16 protein-coding genes are annotated in these 18,041 nt (G+C 30.7%); 12 read left to right on the top strand and 4 right to left on the bottom strand.

The annotated features are described in order from the left end of the window. Positions 1 to 48: 48 nt before the first annotated feature. Complete coding sequence (locus CLCY_RS06315; protein WP_048570275.1) at positions 49 to 1,452, bottom strand: amino acid permease; 1,404 nt, start codon at positions 1,450 to 1,452, stop codon at positions 49 to 51. Between the two features lie 595 nt (positions 1,453 to 2,047). Here CLCY_RS06315 and CLCY_RS06310 point away from each other — a divergent pair. Together CLCY_RS06310 and CLCY_RS06305 are read left to right on the top strand one after the other, a co-directional pair. Continuing rightward, the gene (locus CLCY_RS06310) at positions 2,048 to 4,234 is read left to right on the top strand and encodes an alpha-amylase family protein (protein ID WP_048570274.1); all 2,187 of its coding nucleotides are present in this window, start codon (positions 2,048 to 2,050) and stop codon (positions 4,232 to 4,234) included. 125 nt (positions 4,235 to 4,359) lie between these two features. Next, positions 4,360 to 4,884 (top strand): spore coat protein, encoded by a 525-nt coding sequence (locus CLCY_RS06305; RefSeq protein WP_048570273.1) that lies wholly within the window; start codon positions 4,360 to 4,362, stop codon positions 4,882 to 4,884. A gap of 114 nt (positions 4,885 to 4,998) precedes the next feature. On the opposite strand, the gene CLCY_RS06300 is transcribed toward CLCY_RS06305, so the two are convergent. Further along, positions 4,999 to 6,066 (bottom strand): NAD(P)H-dependent flavin oxidoreductase, encoded by a 1,068-nt coding sequence (locus CLCY_RS06300; protein ID WP_048570272.1) that lies wholly within the window; start codon positions 6,064 to 6,066, stop codon positions 4,999 to 5,001. A 529-nt stretch (positions 6,067 to 6,595) separates the two neighbouring features. On the opposite strand from CLCY_RS06300, the gene CLCY_RS06295 reads away from it, so the two are divergent. After that, the gene (locus tag CLCY_RS06295; protein WP_048570271.1) at positions 6,596 to 7,453 is read left to right on the top strand and encodes a DMT family transporter; all 858 of its coding nucleotides are present in this window, start codon (positions 6,596 to 6,598) and stop codon (positions 7,451 to 7,453) included. 60 nt (positions 7,454 to 7,513) lie between these two features. On the opposite strand, the gene CLCY_RS06290 is transcribed toward CLCY_RS06295, so the two are convergent. After that, positions 7,514 to 8,467 carry a chymotrypsin family serine protease gene (locus CLCY_RS06290; RefSeq protein WP_048570270.1) on the bottom strand — a complete coding sequence of 318 codons (954 nt, stop codon included), beginning with the start codon at positions 8,465 to 8,467 and terminating at the stop codon, positions 7,514 to 7,516. A 158-nt stretch (positions 8,468 to 8,625) separates the two neighbouring features. Here CLCY_RS06290 and ybaK point away from each other — a divergent pair, with 158 nt between their 5' ends. The 9 genes from ybaK (at position 8,626) to CLCY_RS06245 (ending at position 17,300) form a co-directional block, all read left to right on the top strand. Next, positions 8,626 to 9,108 (top strand): Cys-tRNA(Pro) deacylase, encoded by a 483-nt coding sequence (gene ybaK / locus CLCY_RS06285; protein WP_048570269.1) that lies wholly within the window; start codon positions 8,626 to 8,628, stop codon positions 9,106 to 9,108. Between the two features lie 167 nt (positions 9,109 to 9,275). Then, positions 9,276 to 9,824 carry a TDE2712 family protein gene (locus CLCY_RS06280; protein WP_048570268.1) on the top strand — a complete coding sequence of 183 codons (549 nt, stop codon included), beginning with the start codon at positions 9,276 to 9,278 and terminating at the stop codon, positions 9,822 to 9,824. A gap of 67 nt (positions 9,825 to 9,891) precedes the next feature. Beyond that, complete coding sequence (locus CLCY_RS06275) at positions 9,892 to 10,755, top strand: tRNA 2-thiocytidine biosynthesis TtcA family protein (RefSeq protein ID WP_048570267.1); 864 nt, start codon at positions 9,892 to 9,894, stop codon at positions 10,753 to 10,755. Between the two features lie 68 nt (positions 10,756 to 10,823). After that, a complete protein-coding gene (locus tag CLCY_RS06270) occupies positions 10,824 to 11,990 on the top strand; it encodes a dicarboxylate/amino acid:cation symporter (RefSeq protein WP_048570266.1) in 1,167 nt (388 codons plus the stop codon). Positions 11,991 to 12,064: 74 nt separating this feature from the next. Then, complete coding sequence (locus CLCY_RS06265; protein ID WP_048570265.1) at positions 12,065 to 13,018, top strand: cache domain-containing protein; 954 nt, start codon at positions 12,065 to 12,067, stop codon at positions 13,016 to 13,018. 166 nt (positions 13,019 to 13,184) lie between these two features. Beyond that, a complete protein-coding gene (locus CLCY_RS06260) occupies positions 13,185 to 13,943 on the top strand; it encodes a cache domain-containing protein (protein WP_161797111.1) in 759 nt (252 codons plus the stop codon). A 320-nt stretch (positions 13,944 to 14,263) separates the two neighbouring features. Next, a complete protein-coding gene (locus CLCY_RS06255; protein ID WP_048570263.1) occupies positions 14,264 to 15,643 on the top strand; it encodes an NAD(P)/FAD-dependent oxidoreductase in 1,380 nt (459 codons plus the stop codon). A gap of 173 nt (positions 15,644 to 15,816) precedes the next feature. Next, the gene (locus CLCY_RS06250; RefSeq protein ID WP_048570262.1) at positions 15,817 to 16,638 is read left to right on the top strand and encodes a hypothetical protein; all 822 of its coding nucleotides are present in this window, start codon (positions 15,817 to 15,819) and stop codon (positions 16,636 to 16,638) included. 11 nt (positions 16,639 to 16,649) lie between these two features. Then, a complete protein-coding gene (locus CLCY_RS06245) occupies positions 16,650 to 17,300 on the top strand; it encodes an ATP-binding cassette domain-containing protein (RefSeq protein WP_048570261.1) in 651 nt (216 codons plus the stop codon). Between the two features lie 23 nt (positions 17,301 to 17,323). On the opposite strand, the gene CLCY_RS06240 is transcribed toward CLCY_RS06245, so the two are convergent. Next, a complete protein-coding gene (locus CLCY_RS06240) occupies positions 17,324 to 17,656 on the bottom strand; it encodes a L,D-transpeptidase (protein ID WP_048570260.1) in 333 nt (110 codons plus the stop codon). Positions 17,657 to 18,041: the final 385 nt, after the last annotated feature.

The raw sequence follows: 18,041 nt of genomic DNA, 5'->3' as shown, positions 1-18,041 counted from the left end.
AAAGCCCTAAAGAAGTAAATCTTCTTTAGGGCAATAATTGACTTATTATTAAGCACTTATATTCTTTGATTCATCTTGGTTAAGTGTACTATGTTTACGTGAGTAAGCGAAGTAAATTATTAGTCCAAGAGCAATCCATATTCCGAAGTATAACCAAGTTTCCTTTGATAGGTTAAACATTAGGAATAAACAGAAACAAGCTGTTAGTATTGGAAGAGCTGGCACGAAAGGTGCTCTGAATCCTCTTTCAACTTCTGGATGAGTTCTTCTGAATATTATTACTGAAATAGCTACAAGTAAGAATGCTGCTATAAGAGTAATATTAGCAAGGTCTGCTAGTTGCTTAAGGTCTACCACACCAGCCATAAGAGCAGCAGCAAGTCCGATAACTACTGTTGCAGCAGAAGGTGCATGACTCTTTTCACCTAGTACTGAGAACTTCTTAGGAAGTAGTCCATCACGGCTCATTGAATAAAGTATTCTTGAACCACCGAAGCTATATGCAAGCATAACAGCTGTAATTCCGATAACAGCACCAACTGATAGAAGTGAAGCAGCCCATCCTTGTCCTACGCTTTGTAGAGCAAAGGCCATAGCATCAGCAACATTTAGTTGAGTGTAGTTAGCTACAGAAGTTAATACTAGACAAACAACAACGTATATAGCTGTACAAACTAAAAGTGAAGTAATTATACCAATTGGTAGGTTCTTTTGTGGGTTCTTAACTTCTTCAGCTGATGTTGAAACAGCGTCAAATCCTGTAAATGCAAAGAATACAGAAGCTGCACCTGCAAATACACCACTCCAACCATATGGCATGAAAGGTGTAAGGTTAGTAGTATCCATGTGGAATGCTCCAACCCCTACGAATAATATAATAACTGCAAGTTTAACTATAACCATGAAGTTATTAACTTTCTTGCTTTCCTTAGTTCCTCTATATAATAGGAAAGTTACAAATAGTACTATAATTATAGCTGGAAGATTTACAATTCCACCTTGACTAGGTATTGTAATCAAACTCTTTGGAAGTATAATACCAAATTCATGTAATAAAGTATTAAAATATGATGACCATCCACCTGCAACAGTTGCAGTACTTACTGTATAAGCAATGATTAGTGACCATCCAACTAAATGAGCAACAAGTTCCCCCATGGAAACATAAATATAAGAGTATGCACTACCTGATGTTGGTACTGATGATGCAAACTCTGCATAACAAAGTGCAACCATTATACAAACAATAGCAGAAGCTATAAATGATAAAACAACAGCAGGTCCTGCATCTCTCGCAGCAACAAGTCCTGTAAGAACCATAACACCAGTACCGATAACAGCACCGATACTCATTAGGGTAACATCAAAAGCACCTAGTGTTCTATTTAATGATGCTTTTTTGTTATTCTCAAGAATTGACGCTACGTCTTTTTTTCTGAATAACGACTTCATAATTAAAAATTTCCCCTTTCCTATCTCCTGACATACATTTTTTAAGTTAGTTAAAATGTTCGTTATTTAAAATACACTCCATAATATTATTACTGTGTCTAAATTACGTCAAACATAGGTTAATTCCTAAAAAGCTATAAAAGGTCAAATTGCGCTATAAATCTAGCATTTTCTTAATAAATCGCATATATTTGAATATATTTTTTGATGCGAAAAGGTTTGCTATTTAAAATATTAATTATAAGGTTATTAAATATAGAAAAAACATATGGTTAGAAATGAGGAAAGTTAGTTATATCAATGGATTAGGTAATTAACAGGTTATTTCAAAAATTGAAAAAACTCATACTTATATTGGAATTTTAAATAGTGCAATTCGGAAATATAAATAACATCAATTGTATGAATAAACAAAATTGTCAAGAAAATATTGATTTATTTACAAAATGTTCTTAAATAGCTCCTAAGAATGATAAAAAATTTACAAAACTGTGTTACAATAGTTATGAATTTCTATGCTTATTTTATTTATAAAGAATTATTAACAAATATTTGGTAGAATGTTAATTAAGTTTACATATAGGAGGGAAGAGGTATGAAGGGTAAAAGAAAAGGATTAATATTTTCTTTACTTATATTATTGATATGTATTGTTATCGGTGGTGGGTACTGGTATCTAGAATCAGGAAACATTAGTAGTATCAAGAAATCTTTAAGTAAAGAAAATGAAATATATGAAGGTAACACGAAAAAAAGACCTTTAAATACAGGTGTATTTATTCTGACTAAAAACTTGAAGTCCTATAAGGGTACATACTCTGCATTTACAAGTGTAGGATATGATGTGTTAAGTGGGGACTTTAGTAAATACGAAAGTAATCTAGACTATAAAGGTACATTTATTTTCCCACAGGATGAAGTAAATTCTTTATCTTATGCTGAAATAGATAAAATAAAAATGAATATAGAAAAGGGCCAAAATGCTATTATTACAGGTAAGTCTAAGCTTAGTGAGGCTCTTGGAATTGATATAAAGTACGATAAAAAAGTTAGCAAATATACAATGAAGGGTCATGAGAAGCAGAAAATAGAAGTTAAGGATGGAATGGCTTCATATCAATTTAAGGCACCATCTGGATTTGAAAAGCTTGCTATTAATTCAATTGACGGTACAGATTTAATGGTAGTAGGAAATATGGGTAAAGGTAGAGTCATTTACTCTGGAAGTGAACTAGCCCCAAGTGAAGGGTCAGGATATGAGTACTATCCATTTTTACTTGATGTATTTAGTAAGGAATTCAAATTAGCACCAGTATATTCAAGAAATAATGGAGCTATTTATATAGATATTGGATATCATTTAGGAGTTGAAACTCCAGCACAGGTTGCTAATAAGGCTAAAGAATGGGGATATGATCAGATAAATGTAGGGGTATGGGCCTCTATGACAGATGATAATATTGCCTATTATAAGGGATTAATAGAGGAATCACACAAAAGGGGAATAAAGGTTTTTGCTTGGTTTGAACTTCCTATGGTAAGTGTTGATTTCTGGAATGCACACCCTGAGTGGAGACAAAAAACCGCAGATGGTAAGGATGCGCATCTAGACTGGAGATATCTTATGGCCTTAGAAAATAGAGATTGCTTTAATGCAGTTAAGGAGTATGTTAAGGGTATAATGAATAGATTTGACTTTGATGGTATAGATATAGCTGAAATATACTATGAGTCTCCAGGTAAGGGGTTTATGGATTCAAGTTTATTTACCCCTATGAACGATGCATTTAGAAATGACTTTAAGAAAAAATATGGATATGACCCTAAGGAATCATTTAAGGTAACCTCAAAGAATTATTGGATGAGTAACAAAAAGGCCAAGGAAAATCTTATAAAGGAAAGAATTAGCTTAATAACTAATCAACATAGGGAGATGTTAGAGCTATCTGAGGAAATGAAAAAAGATAGGCCATACCTTGAAACAAATGTTACTATGATTGACAGTATTGCTGATAACAGAATGAGGGAGAATATTGGACTTGATGCAAAGGAAATAGTAAACCTTCAAAAGAAATATAAATTTATACTGGAGATTGAAGATCCATTTACACTTTGGAGTCTTGGACCTGAAAGATACAGTGTTATAGGAGAAAACTATAGAAAGCTTATGAACAAAGGGGATAAGCTATTTATTGATATTAATATAATAGATAGATACGGACAAAACTATCCAACTAAGAAACAAAGAGGTACAGAGGTTTATTCATTGATTCATAATGCAAGTAAGTACACAGATAAGGTTATAATGTATGCACTTGCAACACTTGAAGAAGAGGATATGACACTTGCACCATATGCATATGCATATGATGTTGTAGGAAAAGAAACTGCACTAAACACATATGAGTTTGATGCAAAACAAAACTTTATCTGGCATGTAGATATGAAGAATAAGGAAGTTTATATGGATGGTAAGAAATATCCTGTATATACTGACAATACAGTAATAGTTCCATATGGAAAGCATAAGGTAGAAATCAAAGATGCAAGCTATAAGGGGATTCGTATAACAGACATTAATTCAGACATAAAGTATGCTACAGTTGAATTAAATGGAATTAAGATAGACTATAATGCAGCTGGAAGATGTTTTATAAATGTAGATAAAAAGCCTACATCAATAGAAGTTAATAGAAAGATAATAACGCCTAATATAAAGGAAATCAATGGAACATATACTATAATGCTTCCTAAGGGAGAAAATACAGTTATAATTAAATAACAAGAAAGGCTACTTAGGTGGCCTTTTTTATTTTGTGATGAGATCAATTTAAAAAACTGAAGGTATAAAATAATAATATTTGACCAAAATAATATTTGAACAGATAAATCCGGAGGTGTTATATTATGCAAATTAATTTATCACAAAAAGAAAGAATGTTACTAGAAGACCAAAAGAGTCATGAAGAACTTTGTATAGAAAAGTATACAAAGTATGCAAATCAAACACAATGTAGCCAATTAAAGCAAATATTTACGTCAAATGCACAATCAGAAAGAACACATCTTGATAGCATTAATCAATTACTAAATGGAACAGTTCCTCAAATGAACCAACAACAAAGCCAACAAGGCTCAAGCCAATCAATGGGAAGTCAAAGCTCACAAAGTTCAAGCCAAAGTATGGGAAGCCAAGCTTCAAGTAGTATGAGTAGTTCACAATCAGGTGGAGTTAATTTATCTGATAAAGATATGTGTACAGATTTACTAATGACTGAAAAGTATGTTTCAGGAACTTACAATACTTCAATTTTTGAATTTAGAGATACTAGCGTTCGTGACGTATTAAATCATATTCAAAAGGAAGAACAAAAGCACGGAGAAGCTATATTTCAGTATATGGAAAGCAAAGGAATGTATAACGTTCAATAATTTTCATTGCTATACATATTAGTTTTTAGAATAAAGTAACTCAAATATGATTATTATACTAAAGTAAAAACGACGTATCATTTTGGTGATACGTCGTTTAATTTTCTATGTAACTTAAGCCTTTTTAATTCCTTCAACAAGCTCGTCCATAAGCTCTTTAACAGAAACTATTTTATCTATTTTATATGCGTTAGAACCACAGAATACAAGAGCATCCTTAGTTTCTCCTCTTACTGAGGATAATAGTGAACCTGAAATACAATAAGGAATTTCAGCAGGGTTGCACATCTGTAGACACTTGTAACATTTCTTTACAGGTTTTCTTTCAGTTTCTATTTCTACTGCAAATCTATTTCTTATTCCACGGCCAGGAAGTCCAACTGGGCTCTTTACAAGACCAACATCTTCCTTTGTAGCATTTACATATGCCATTTTAAAGTTTTCGTGGGCGTCACATTCATGAGTTGCAACAAATCTTGTACCCATTTGAACACCACTTGCACCAAGTTTCATAACCTTTGCAATGTCTTCACCTGTAAATATTCCACCTGCTACTATAAGTGGAATGCTTTTCTCATACTTTTCCTCATAAGGTTTTATAGTTTCTAATATTTTAACTATTTCATCATAGAAATTTTCTCTAGCAGAATCTATTTGATCAAGCTTGAATCCAAGATGACCACCAGCATCTGGACCTTCGAATACAACTGCATCTGCTGTAGTACCATGTCTTTTGTCCCACATCTTAAGAATAAGAGAACTTACCTTTGATGATGATACAATAGGTGCTATTTTAGTAGCAGTTCCTTTACATAGGGCAGGAAGGGACATAGGAAGTCCTGCACCAGATATAATAAGATTAGCTCCAGCGTCAGTTGAGGCCTTTACTAGCTCATCGTAATCGTTACCAGCAGCCATAATATTAACAGCGACTAAACCATTCTTAGCCTTCTTAAGAGCTTCTTTAACGTGTCTCTTAAGGGCTCTTAGATTAGCCTCTAATGGATTTTGTTCAAAGTCAGGTTCATCATACCCCGGGTGGGCAGCGGAAATAGTTCCTATGCCTCCACAGGCAGCAACAGCACCTGCTAATTTAGATAAAGATACTCCTACACCCATTCCCCCTTGAATTATAGGAATAGAAGCCTCTAGGTTTCCAATTTTTAATGGTTTAAATTCCATAAAATTACCTCACTTTAATACTTTGATAATCAAAATAAAGATGTATATCAGTTCTTAATGATAATATTTTATAATGAATATGTCAATAATTTTTATGTATAATTTTGAAAAATTACACAATAAATATATAATGATATATTTTATCCGACTTATCCCTATTTCTCATAGACCCTAAAAGAATAATATAAATTAAATTTCCTATATAATTAAGAAATTTAATTTATAAAAAAATAATCCAAGGGGGGCCTTGGATTATTCAATCAGTTTGGGATTGATTCTTAGTATTAATTTTTAGTATGTCTATAGTAGTTAGGGATTATATTAACATTATAACCTAATTGATAATAATTTTCAATAGTTATAAATAAAAACTTCCTGGAATATTTAGGTTACTTACCCTTTACTATATTTTTATAATCAAAGTTTATTTTAATAAAGTATCCACCATATATTGCATATATATTAAGTAAAGTTATAAGTGATGGTATAATTAATTTTATATAATAAGGTAAAGGGGATGGGTGATTAAATGACAGATAGAAATAAGGGGATATTAGCAATAATAATATCAGCGTTAGGTTTTGCTATAATGTCCGCCTTCGTTAAGTTGTCTGGAGATATTCCGACAATGCAAAAGGCTCTTTTTAGAAATGCAGTGTCAGTAATTATAGCATTTGGACTTGTAAAATATTATGGTTCAAGTCTCTTTGGTAAAAGGGAGAGTCAGAAGTACCTTATATTAAGGTCTACACTTGGGCTTTTAGGAGTAATATTATACTTCTATGCTATAGATGGCTTGGTTTTATCAGATGCAGAAATGCTAAATAAATTAAGTCCATTTTTTGTTATAGTTTTTTGTGCAATTTTTCTAAGGGAAAAAATAAAGCCTATGCAAGGTATAGCACTGGCAATAGCATTTATAGGATGTTTATTCATAATCAAGCCTCAGCTTTCACTAAGTATTATTCCTTATATGATAGGATTTTTGTCGTCAATTTTTGCTGCTGGTGCATATACTGTAGTTAGAGTTTTGAAGGACAAGGAGGAATATTATACTGTTGTATTTTACTTTTCTTTCTTCTCTACAGTGGCACTGCTTCCATTTGTAGTGTTTAATTATAGTCCAATGTCTACTACTCAGATAATATACTTAACACTTGCTGGCGTGTTTGCATGTATTGGTCAGTTTGGAATTACACTTGCATATAAGTTTGCCCCTGCTAAGGAGATATCTATATTTAATTATTTCACTGTAGTTTTCTCAGGTATATTTAGTGTAATTTTATTTGATCAAATTCCAGACTATTTGAGTATTATAGGATATATAATTATTTTTGCTTCATCCTTATATATGTACATTTATAATAATAAATATGAGGTAAGTTAAAAAAGAGGCCCTATCTCTCACACAGGGCCTTAAAAATTAGTAATATATATATAAAATTCTTTAAAGGGCAAAATCATAATTTGTAACAAGTGTTACATTAAGAGCGGATAACACATCATTTATCCTGTTATACAAAGTAACGTTTTTAGAACCTGAAAACAATAGGCCTATAGCCATTCCATATCTATCGAGAAGAAGACTTCCTGAGTCTCCTTTTAAACTCATCTGGGTTGTTATAATTTGATTTTTAAAAAGTGCCTTTTTTTTAGTATAGGGATAATTAACCTTTATGGTAGCACCAATTGACATAACCATACCATGGGTTAATCCTGTGCTTCTTCCAGATTTCCTTACAAGTTGGCCTATAAATGGATGTCTTATTCCACGGGGCAAACCTATACCAGATATATATGGAGAAGCAAGAGAAATATTATTTATTTCTGCAATGGCACAATCAACAGTGTTTGTAGGAGTATAATTATTATTTATAAATTCTATAGGAATAAACCTACTTAAATTAGCAATTATATCCTCAGGATACAAACCACCGTCTGATTGTGAAGGCTGAAGTATAGATGAACCAATAGGAGCAGTATTTTCTCGAGCAAGTACATGATTATTACTTAAAACATAATAGTTATCATCTTTATCTAATTTAGATTTAACTATAGCACCTGCTGTTCCTGTATTTCCTATATGGGATAGACCTACACTATATCCACAATTAAAGGGTCTCATATAACTACTATTTAAATATGATTCAATTATACCTGTTTCGAAAACATCAGTTATAAATCCCTTGTAAGTTTTAGGAATCATATGATGGATACTTAGCTTATTTAAAGGCAGTTTTTTTTCAATTAAAACTTGAATACACTGCATATCAGTAGTCTGATTATCTATCACTTTATAACTAAGAGCAATTCCTACAACCCCAGGTAGAGAAAGAAGCTCAGTATATTGACTATTACAAATGTTAACCATATCTTGACTTAAGTCAATACTACTTATCATCTAGGTTACCTCCTTTTGTTGATATATTATATTAATAAACTTAGATATTCGTAACCTAGGTTTTAATGATAAAAGCACAAATTTAGGTGATATTTTACATAAAGTTAACATAAAAAGTGTAACATTTTAAACAAAGGTTAAGGAAAAGAGGAGATTTCATGGCTAAAATACAAAAAACAAATGCAATGAGGATATTAGATAAGGAAAAAATAGAGTATATTACAAAGGTTTATGATACAAGCGATGGGAAAATAGACGGTGTATCAGTAGCTAAGAAGGTTGGACGAGCTGAAAATGAAATATTTAAAACCATAGTTACAATAGGTGCTACTAAAGAATTATATGTATTTATAATTCCAGTAGATAAGGAAATAGATCTTAAAAAGGCAGCTAAAGTAGCCGGGGAAAAGAAAATAGACATGTTACCACTAAATGACCTTCTAAAATATACAGGATATATTAGAGGAGGGTGCTCACCAATTGGAATGAAAAAACTATATAAAACGTTTATTCAAGAGAATGCAATGAATCTTGAAACTATGGTTTTTAGTGGTGGAAAAGTAGGTCTGCAAATAGAATTAAAACCAGATGACTTAAAGAAAGCAATTAGTGCAGAGTTTGCATGTGTTATAAAGGAATAATAATTTGTGGATAATGTGGAAAACTTCTTCTAAATATTTTTATTCCTACAGTAACTAAAATTGGAAAATGTTAAAATAGATTATATCTATATAAATGTCCTTCTTAATATATAATTTATATTGTATAATATTTACAAGTAGATACTACAAAAAAGGGAGATGATTATATGCTTCAAGGATTAAAATTAAATCTTGAGGAATTAGAATCAATGTTATATTTTTGGCAAGCTACAAGTGAGAAGGAAAAGGTTTCAGAGGTTTATTTAACTGAAATATCAAACATGGAAGGACTTAAACTAAGTTATAAAATAGATAGTGATCTTACAAGTGAGGGAGTTAGGAAAGTACTTAGCTCTATAACAAATAGAGAAATTCTTTCACAAAAAACGAAAAGTGAAGCTAGACTTTGGAATTTTAATATGTGGATGCTTGAGGATTTAGAGTATACAAACATGATGATTGCACCTTTAAAGCAGCTTAATATTGATGATGTTCTAGAAATGATTGGTGATGAAGCTAAAAAGTCTAAGTATGAAGACATAGAAGTTAGATTTTCACCTCTTTCAATGCAGGATTACATAATTTCAGGTAATAAATTAGTCATAAACTTTTTTAAGGTGAGACCATCACTTGATGGAAGTGAAGAGTTAACTATAGATAATATAGAAATTAAAGAATACATAAAATCAAAGACAATAGAATTAATGAACCAGTAAACAATTCCTCAAATATGGAAGTGAAAAAAACTTTATTTCGATGTATAATACTTTAAGAGGTGATTATATGTCAGGTATAGCAGGAGAAGGATGCGAGGTTCTAATTCCTTTTAATGAGAGAAGACCACTTGAGGAAATTGAAAGAAGTATAATAAAGAAATATAGAAAAAATATCTGGTCAAAGTTTATTAAGGCCATTAATGATTATAAGCTTGTAGAAGAAGGAGATAAAATAGCAGTTGCTATCTCTGGAGGAAAGGATAGTATGCTAATGGCAAAGCTATTCCAAGAACTTCAAAGACATGGTAAGTTTAAGTTTGAACTTGAATATATAGTAATGGACCCAGGATATCATCCAGATGTAAAAAAGCTTATGGAGGATAACTGTAGTTACTTAAATATTCCTATAAAGATTTATGATTCGGGAATCTTTGAGGTTATAGATAAAATAGCTAAGGACTATCCATGCTACATGTGTGCAAGAATGAGAAGAGGAGCACTTTATAGTAGGGCCAAAGAACTTGGGTGTAACAAACTTGCACTAGGGCATCACTTTAATGATGTTATAGAAACAACAATGCTAAATGTTTTATATACAGGAAACTTCAAAACAATGATGCCAAAGCTTCATGCAAATAACTTTGAAGGAATACAGCTTATAAGACCTATGTATTATATTGAGGAAACTCATATACAAAGATTTACCCAAAGTAGTGGTATATTCCCTCTTAACTGCGCTTGTATGGTAGCAGCTAAGAAGATCGGAAATAAGAGATATGAGATAAAGGATATGATAGCAAAGCTTAAAGAAAACTTTAAGGATGTTGATAAATCAATATTTAAAGCAGCAGAAAATGTAAATATGAATTCAATTCTAGGTTGGGAAAAAGACGGAGAAAAGTACTCATTCCTAGATGTTTATGAGGACTAGAAATTATTCATAAAACACCTCTTTTTAGTACATACTAGTTTTACTTGTACTAAAAGAGGTGTTTTTATATGAAGAAATTTGGACTATTACCTAGAATTATATTATCAATTATATTAGGTTTAATTATTGGTAGCGTATCACCTAGGTGGGTTATAGGGATATTATCTACATTTAATGGATTATTTACGACTTTTCTAAGCTTCATAATACCACTACTAATTATTGCACTAGTAGCCCCAGGTATAGGGGAACTTGGAAAGGGAGCAGGAAGACTTCTTGGAATAACTGCAGGAATAGCATATATATCTACTATTTTTGCTGGAACACTTGCTTATACTGCAGGGCGGTTTGTTTTTCCAAAAATATTAACACAAAGTGCAACATTAACAGCCTTAACCAGTCCAAAGGGCGCCTTGGTAAAGCCTTACTTTACTATTGGTATTCCTCCTATTATGGATGTTATGGCAGCACTTGTTTTGGCGTTTATTCTAGGTCTTGGAATAGCATCAAGTAAGGAAGATGTTCTTTTAAGGGGATTGAAGGAATTCTCTAGTATTATAGTTAAGGTTATAGCAAAGATTATAGTTCCACTTTTACCTATTTACATATTAGGTATATTTGCGAATATGACATTTGCAGGGCAAATAGTAAGTATAATTACTATGTTTGCTAAGGTTATTATAATGGTTATAAGCCTACAATTCTTGCTAATTGCAATTCAGTATACAATAGCAAGTATAGTGTCAAAGAAGAATCCTTTTAGACTTCTTAGGAATATGCTTCCTGCATATGTAACTGCAATTGGTACTCAATCCTCAGCGGCAACTATTCCAGTTGTCCTTGAGAGAACTAAGAAAAATGGAGTAAAGAATAGAATAGCTGATTTTGTGATTCCATTATGTGCAACTGTACACCTTGCAGGAAGTACAGTAAACCTTACTACATGTTCAATGGCTGTTGTAGTTATGAGTGGAGGAGATATATCTATCGGAAGGTTTTTCCCATTTATTTTAATGCTTGGAGTTACAATGGTAGCAGCACCTGGAGTTCCAGGTGGAGCTGTTATGGCTGCTATAGGACTTTTGAAGAGCATATTACTTTTACCTGAGAATATAATATCAATAATTGTTGCTCTTCATTTAGCACAGGATAGTTTTGGTACTGCTTGCAATGTTACAGGTGATGGAGCTATAGCGGTTATTGTTGATAAAATATCAGAAAAAGTTACAACATAATTTATTAATATAAAGAACCTCCTTTGTGGGATTTGAATAGTTTATACTATAAATCCTATATAGGAGGTTCTTTTATGCTAAGGATTAATATATCTAAGCACATGAAAAAGATACTACTAACAACAATAGTATCTATTTTAGTATCAATATCTTCTTATTTAGTAATGTATTTTACAACACTTAACCAATATGAAAAGGAAATATCAAATAAATTATATTTGATTGGTAAAGAGCAAAGAGATTCAATAGAGAGGCTTATAAATGAAGTTAAAGATGAAATAAGTTTTATTAGTAATTTAAGTGGTATACAGGAAATGAATAGTGAAGAAATAGTAAGAATATCAAGTTACCTTATGGCAACTAAGGATAGATATAAGAATCTAGTGATAATGAATAAAAAGGGAAATGTAGTTTATGGTTATATAGAAAAACCTGAGTTAATCTATGAAAGTTCATCCTTCGAAAAAGCAATAGCAACCAAAAACATTGTTTCTAATGTAAAAAAGGCTTCTAAGGAATATAATATTGAAGTATTTTGTCCAATTTATAGTAGAAATAATTCTCCTGTTGGAATGATATTTGTTAATATGACAATGAATGAAGCAGTAAAAATTCTTAGTAGTATAAAAAGTGATGAAGGAACTGAAAGTTATATCGTTAATAAAGAAGGGGTAATGCTTACAGAGTCAAAGTCTATTCCTGATGCTATAGGAAAAGTTAAGGTTAACTTAAATGCTTTAAAGTTAAGTGTTGATTATTCAGAAACAAACACATATGAAGATTATAGCGGTACTAGAGTATTTGGTAGATATTTTCCTATTGAAGGAACTGAATTAACCTTAATTATAGAGAATGATTATATATATAGTCAAATGAAGCAAGAAAAAAGTAAGATTATAGGGCAAATAACCGTTGGACTTCAAGGAGTTTTCGTATTTTTTATTCAAGTGTATTGTAGAAAAAAATTTAAATTAGATGAATTTGAAGAAGATGTTTTTAAAGCTTCTGAGGAAGGGGATAGGGGGTAGAAATGTGATATGGAGAATGAAGAGAAAAGTAATTTTACTATATAAAACTGTGTATATACATGTATTTAACATATTATTTTTTGTACTCTTATTTGGGATCATATATTTTTTACTAAATTATCATATTTCTACAATGACTTTAAAATCAATTAAAATAGTAGGCAGCATGCAAAAAAATATGTTTGAGTGTTTACTAAATGATTTTAAATATGATCTAATACAATTTAGTACGGATAATGATATCATATCAATGGATAAGTCTAAAATATCAAAGAGAATAGATTTTATAAAATACTATAAAAGTGATTATAAGGATATTATAGTAATCAATAATAAAAAAGAAATTCTAAACGGATATGTAGGTGATGTTAAGGAATATATGTATAGTGAACATGTTCTAGAGGCATTAAAGGGGAAACCAAGCATATCAGATGCGATTAGTATTGAAGGAAAATGGTATGTAGACTTTGTAAGTCCTATTATTAATGGTGAAAAACAAATAGGAATAATATCACTTAGGATATCTTTAGAGGAAATATCAGATCATCTAAGATTTGAAAATCAAGATGGAAGTATGGAAGTTTATATAGTAGATAAAGAGGGCTATTATCTAACATCTGGCAAAGGTAATATGCGAAAAATTGGAGAGAATAATATAAATATTAGTGAATTAAAAACCAATATAGACTATGCTCCTAGGACACACTATAGGAATTATGATGGTGATAATGTATATGGAAGTTATTATAACTTATCATTTGGAGAGTGGACCTTAGTTGTTGAAAGTCTTCAAGATAGGAAAAGTCTTAATATGATAACAGTAATTAGCATGGTTATTGGAGTTTTTGTTCAGTTTTTAATGAATAAGATATTAAATATGTCCCATAGGTTCTGGGAACGTTATGATAAATATTTATTAAAGTAGTTAAAACTTTAAAGGATACTTCTTAAGTTTAGGATTATCCTTTTTTATTTCCTAAATAAGGAATAATAGATAATAAACGCGAATATTAAAATGGTTTATAACTGAAAAGGTAAGTATAAATACGTAATATTAAATTATATATAAAATAAATATATGTAAAAATTCGAAAAAGGACTATACATTTATAAAAGTATTTGATATTATATGAATGTAGGGAATGAAAAAAATAATATTAGATATAATATTCGGTAGTAGATGAATGTTATATCTAAATTGACTTGATATATTATGGAAATTTAATAGATGTGTGAGGTGTTTATATGTACGATGTAATTATTATTGGGGCAGGACCATGCGGAATTTTTACAGCTTTAGAATATAAGAAAATGAATCCAAATTCAAAAATTATTATGTTTGAAAAAGGCAGAGGGCTACAAAATAGAGTATGTCCAAAGAGAACAACTAAAAAATGTGTAGGATGTAGTCCATGTAATATTACAACAGGATTTTCAGGTGCAGGGGCTTTTAGTGATGGAAAGTTAACTCTTTCAACTGCAGTTGGTGGAAGAATTGCTGAATATATCGGCGAGGAGAAAGCAATGGAAGTTATAGGCTATGTAGATGATATGTATCTATCATATGGAGCGGACAAAGCTGTTTATGGAGCTGAAGAGGTTTATGATAAATTCTTAGAATATCAAAAAGATCTTTCAAAGCATGATTTAGAATTAGTATACTCACCACTTAGACATTTAGGGACGGAAAAATCATTTGATATATATAAAAAAATGCAACAAGACTTAGAGGATAGTGGAGTAGATATCAGATTTTCATCACCTGTAGAAAATATCATAATAGAGGATAAGAAGATTAAGGGTGTAATTTCTAAGGGGGAAGAGTATCTGTCAGATAAGGTTGTAGTAGCAGTAGGTAGAGAAGGTGCTCACTGGTTAACTAAACTTTGTACAGAAAAGGGAATAGAGAAGAGAAGTTCTACTGTAGACATAGGTGTTAGAGTTGAGACTCATGATGAGATTCTTGGAAATATTAATAAAGACCTATATGAAAGTAAGATAATTTATAAAACTAAAACATTTAATGATAAGGTTAGAACATTCTGTCAAAATCCATCGGGTATTGTTTCCACAGAATACTATGAGGATAACTTAGCAGTAGCAAATGGACATAGCTATAAGGAGAAGGAATATAAGACTACCAATACGAACTTTGCTCTTTTAGTGTCATTAAATCTTTCAGAACCATTCGAATCTCCTATTGATTACGGAAAAAACATCGTAAGAAATGCTAATATGCTTTCAGGAAATAGGGTTATAGTTCAAAGACTAGGAGACTTGAAAAAAGGTAGAAGATCAACCCATGAAAGTATAGAAAATTGTAAAGTAAATGCAACTTTAGTAGATGCTTATCCAGGAGATTTAAGCCTTGCACTTCCATACAGAGTAGTGAAGGATTTAATTGAAATGTTTGAAGCATTAGATGGTCCATTTAAGGGAATGGCATCAGATGATACACTTATCTACGGAGTTGAGGTTAAGTTTTACTCAAATGAAGTTATAACAGATAGTAAGTTTAGATCAAATATAGAAGGATTATATTTTGGAGGTGACGGTTCAGGTCACACAAGAGGACTTATGCAGGCAAGTGCCAATGGAGTTCTAATAGCAAGAAGTTTGGTATAAAATACACATGGAGCCTTTGAAAATCAGAGGGAAACATAAAAGCCATATTTACTCTCATTTATTCCCCTTTCGAGAGTAAGGTGGCTTTTTTATATTTGTATTATCGTTCTAATAAGTTTTTTTAATTCATAGAAATGTTTTAGTAAGCCATAAAAACTTAAGAAGGTGATAATATGAACCAAAGAATTCTTTATTTAGCATTCGAAAATGTTAAAAGGGCATTTTATAAAAAGTCAATCATAGGACTTGGAATTGGACTTGCATTTCTTGTAGGCTATGCAGCAACAATTTTCCTAGTTGAAGAGTCTAATTTTGAGGTAGAGTATACTTCAAATGATTTTTTACTATACTTTTTTAATGACTTTAATATTTCAGGGGTATTTTTAAACATACTATATACTATTTTTATAGCCTCTATGTTCAATAATGATATAAATTATATGTACATATCAAGACTTAAAAATCGAAGTGATTTTTTGAAAACTTGTATAATAACTGTTTTTATTGCTACTATTACTTTTATGACGCTTGTAGTTTTAACTGTTTCAATAGTTGCAGCACTTATAAAAGACTATAGTTTTCAATGGGGAAATGTAGTACAAACCCTGTTACATGGAAGTAATGGATTAGGTTTAATAACGGATATATTAACACCGGTAAGCAGTATAGTTATCTCATGCTCTATGTACACTATGGGTCTTTTTATTATAGGACTTTGCTTTTATATTGGATGTAGTATATTTCATAATACTTATGGAGGAGTATTTGTAAATTTTATTATTCTTCTTATTGGAGGAGTAACTTATTTTTTTAAAATAAGCTGGCTATATAGAGCTATTCCAAGTATAAATACTATACTGGCATTTCATTCTTTAAATGAAGCTTCAGAATATCCAAGTCTTAGGTATTCTTTAATATATATATTAAGTGCATTAATTATTCTCTTTGTGATATCTAAATTAGTATCAGAAAAATATATTAAAGAGAAAATCTAAGGAGGAAAATAATGATAGCAGTAGAATTAAATAATGTTAGTAAAAATACTAATGGGATTGAAGTTTTAAATAATATAAGTCTAAGTCTTGAATCAAGTGGTATTTATGGTATAGTTGGTGATAATTTTTCAGGGAGATTAGAGCTTTTAAAGATTATATCTGGAATTATGAGAGAACATGAAGGAGAGGTTAAAATATTTGGTAGTGTTTTAGCCAAAAAAACAGGATATAACGATGATATTGGAATGTCATTTGGTATTAGTGGCTTTATTGAAGAGTATTCTGCATATAAAAATCTCAAGATATTATCTTCAATAAAAGGAAAGATTGATAATATGGAGGTTAAAGATGCATTATCTACTGTAGAACTACTGTCCTTATCAAGGGATAGGGTTAGAGAATTTAATCTTTCAATGAAAAAAAGGCTATCAATAGCGCAGGCAATAATGGAAAAGCCAAAGCTATTAATAATTGATGAACCATTTATGTATTTAACTCAAGAAGAAATAGAAAACATAAAGCTTGTATTTAAAGATATTAATAGGAGAAGGGATACTACTGTAATTCTAGGATGTAGAAGTGCTGAGTATATAGATGATATTTGCGAAGATATTTATAACATTAGAAATGGAAAGATTGAAGATATAAAGACAGCTACCTAAGCTATCTTTATATCTTCTTATATTTAAGGAGTAATAGTAACTGGGGTACCAATAGGAGCTAGTCTGGCTAACTCAAGTACATCTTTATTTTGCATACGAATACATCCATGAGAAACGGTTTTTCCTATAGAAAATGGTGCATTTGTACCATGTATTCCGATGTGAGGTATGGAGAGGCCTAGCCACATGGCACCATAGGGTCCTCCTGGATTTGGGGCTCTATTGATTATTTTTGCATTTCCTACAGGAGTAGGGGTTGAGGGTTTACCAATAGCTACAGGATAATTTCGTATAAGAACATTATCCTTATATACATAAAGTCTAAATTTACTTTTTATAATAATAACTTTAATCATATTGTCTCCTAAAAAAGTATTTATAACATTATATGAGTTTAATGAAGTATTTGCCAAATAAATCAAAATGATTTATTGATATAGAGAAGGTTTTCATATATAATAATAAAGGTTGTTAAACATTTTGCAATCATATTAAACTTGATTTGAGATGTTATAACAAGGCATCTAATAAATTGTAAAAGTGTACAAGTAAAAACTAGGTTAAAATAATTTAAATAGCCTGTTAAAATACTATAATAGCTATATAATAGCTATTTACAAAAGTAAAATTTGTAGGATAATAAGTAATGATGGATAATAGAATGAATATAAATAATATAGAACTTGAAAAAAGTTATATATACTTTGTTAAAAATATATTATTTTCAATAGGGACGAGGTG

This window comes from Clostridium cylindrosporum DSM 605 (assembly GCF_001047375.1).
Lineage (GTDB): Bacteria > Bacillota > Clostridia > Clostridiales > Caloramatoraceae > Clostridium_AB > Clostridium_AB cylindrosporum.
This window is presented reverse-complemented; position numbering and strand designations above follow the sequence as displayed.

Coding starts and splice junctions, on each gene's coding strand:
- CLCY_RS06295 (WP_048570271.1), top strand. CDS start 6,596: ATGACAGATAGAAATAAGGGGATATTAGCAATAATAATATCAGCGTTA.
- CLCY_RS06240 (WP_048570260.1), bottom strand. CDS start 17,656: ATGATTAAAGTTATTATTATAAAAAGTAAATTTAGACTTTATGTATAT.
- CLCY_RS06275 (WP_048570267.1), top strand. CDS start 9,892: ATGTCAGGTATAGCAGGAGAAGGATGCGAGGTTCTAATTCCTTTTAAT.
- CLCY_RS06250 (WP_048570262.1), top strand. CDS start 15,817: ATGAACCAAAGAATTCTTTATTTAGCATTCGAAAATGTTAAAAGGGCA.
- CLCY_RS06315 (WP_048570275.1), bottom strand. CDS start 1,452: ATGAAGTCGTTATTCAGAAAAAAAGACGTAGCGTCAATTCTTGAGAAT.
- CLCY_RS06280 (WP_048570268.1), top strand. CDS start 9,276: ATGCTTCAAGGATTAAAATTAAATCTTGAGGAATTAGAATCAATGTTA.
- CLCY_RS06255 (WP_048570263.1), top strand. CDS start 14,264: ATGTACGATGTAATTATTATTGGGGCAGGACCATGCGGAATTTTTACA.
- CLCY_RS06260 (WP_161797111.1), top strand. CDS start 13,185: ATGCAAAAAAATATGTTTGAGTGTTTACTAAATGATTTTAAATATGAT.
- CLCY_RS06290 (WP_048570270.1), bottom strand. CDS start 8,467: ATGATAAGTAGTATTGACTTAAGTCAAGATATGGTTAACATTTGTAAT.
- CLCY_RS06265 (WP_048570265.1), top strand. CDS start 12,065: ATGCTAAGGATTAATATATCTAAGCACATGAAAAAGATACTACTAACA.
- CLCY_RS06300 (WP_048570272.1), bottom strand. CDS start 6,066: ATGGAATTTAAACCATTAAAAATTGGAAACCTAGAGGCTTCTATTCCT.
- CLCY_RS06270 (WP_048570266.1), top strand. CDS start 10,824: ATGAAGAAATTTGGACTATTACCTAGAATTATATTATCAATTATATTA.
- ybaK (WP_048570269.1), top strand. CDS start 8,626: ATGGCTAAAATACAAAAAACAAATGCAATGAGGATATTAGATAAGGAA.
- CLCY_RS06310 (WP_048570274.1), top strand. CDS start 2,048: ATGAAGGGTAAAAGAAAAGGATTAATATTTTCTTTACTTATATTATTG.
- CLCY_RS06245 (WP_048570261.1), top strand. CDS start 16,650: ATGATAGCAGTAGAATTAAATAATGTTAGTAAAAATACTAATGGGATT.
- CLCY_RS06305 (WP_048570273.1), top strand. CDS start 4,360: ATGCAAATTAATTTATCACAAAAAGAAAGAATGTTACTAGAAGACCAA.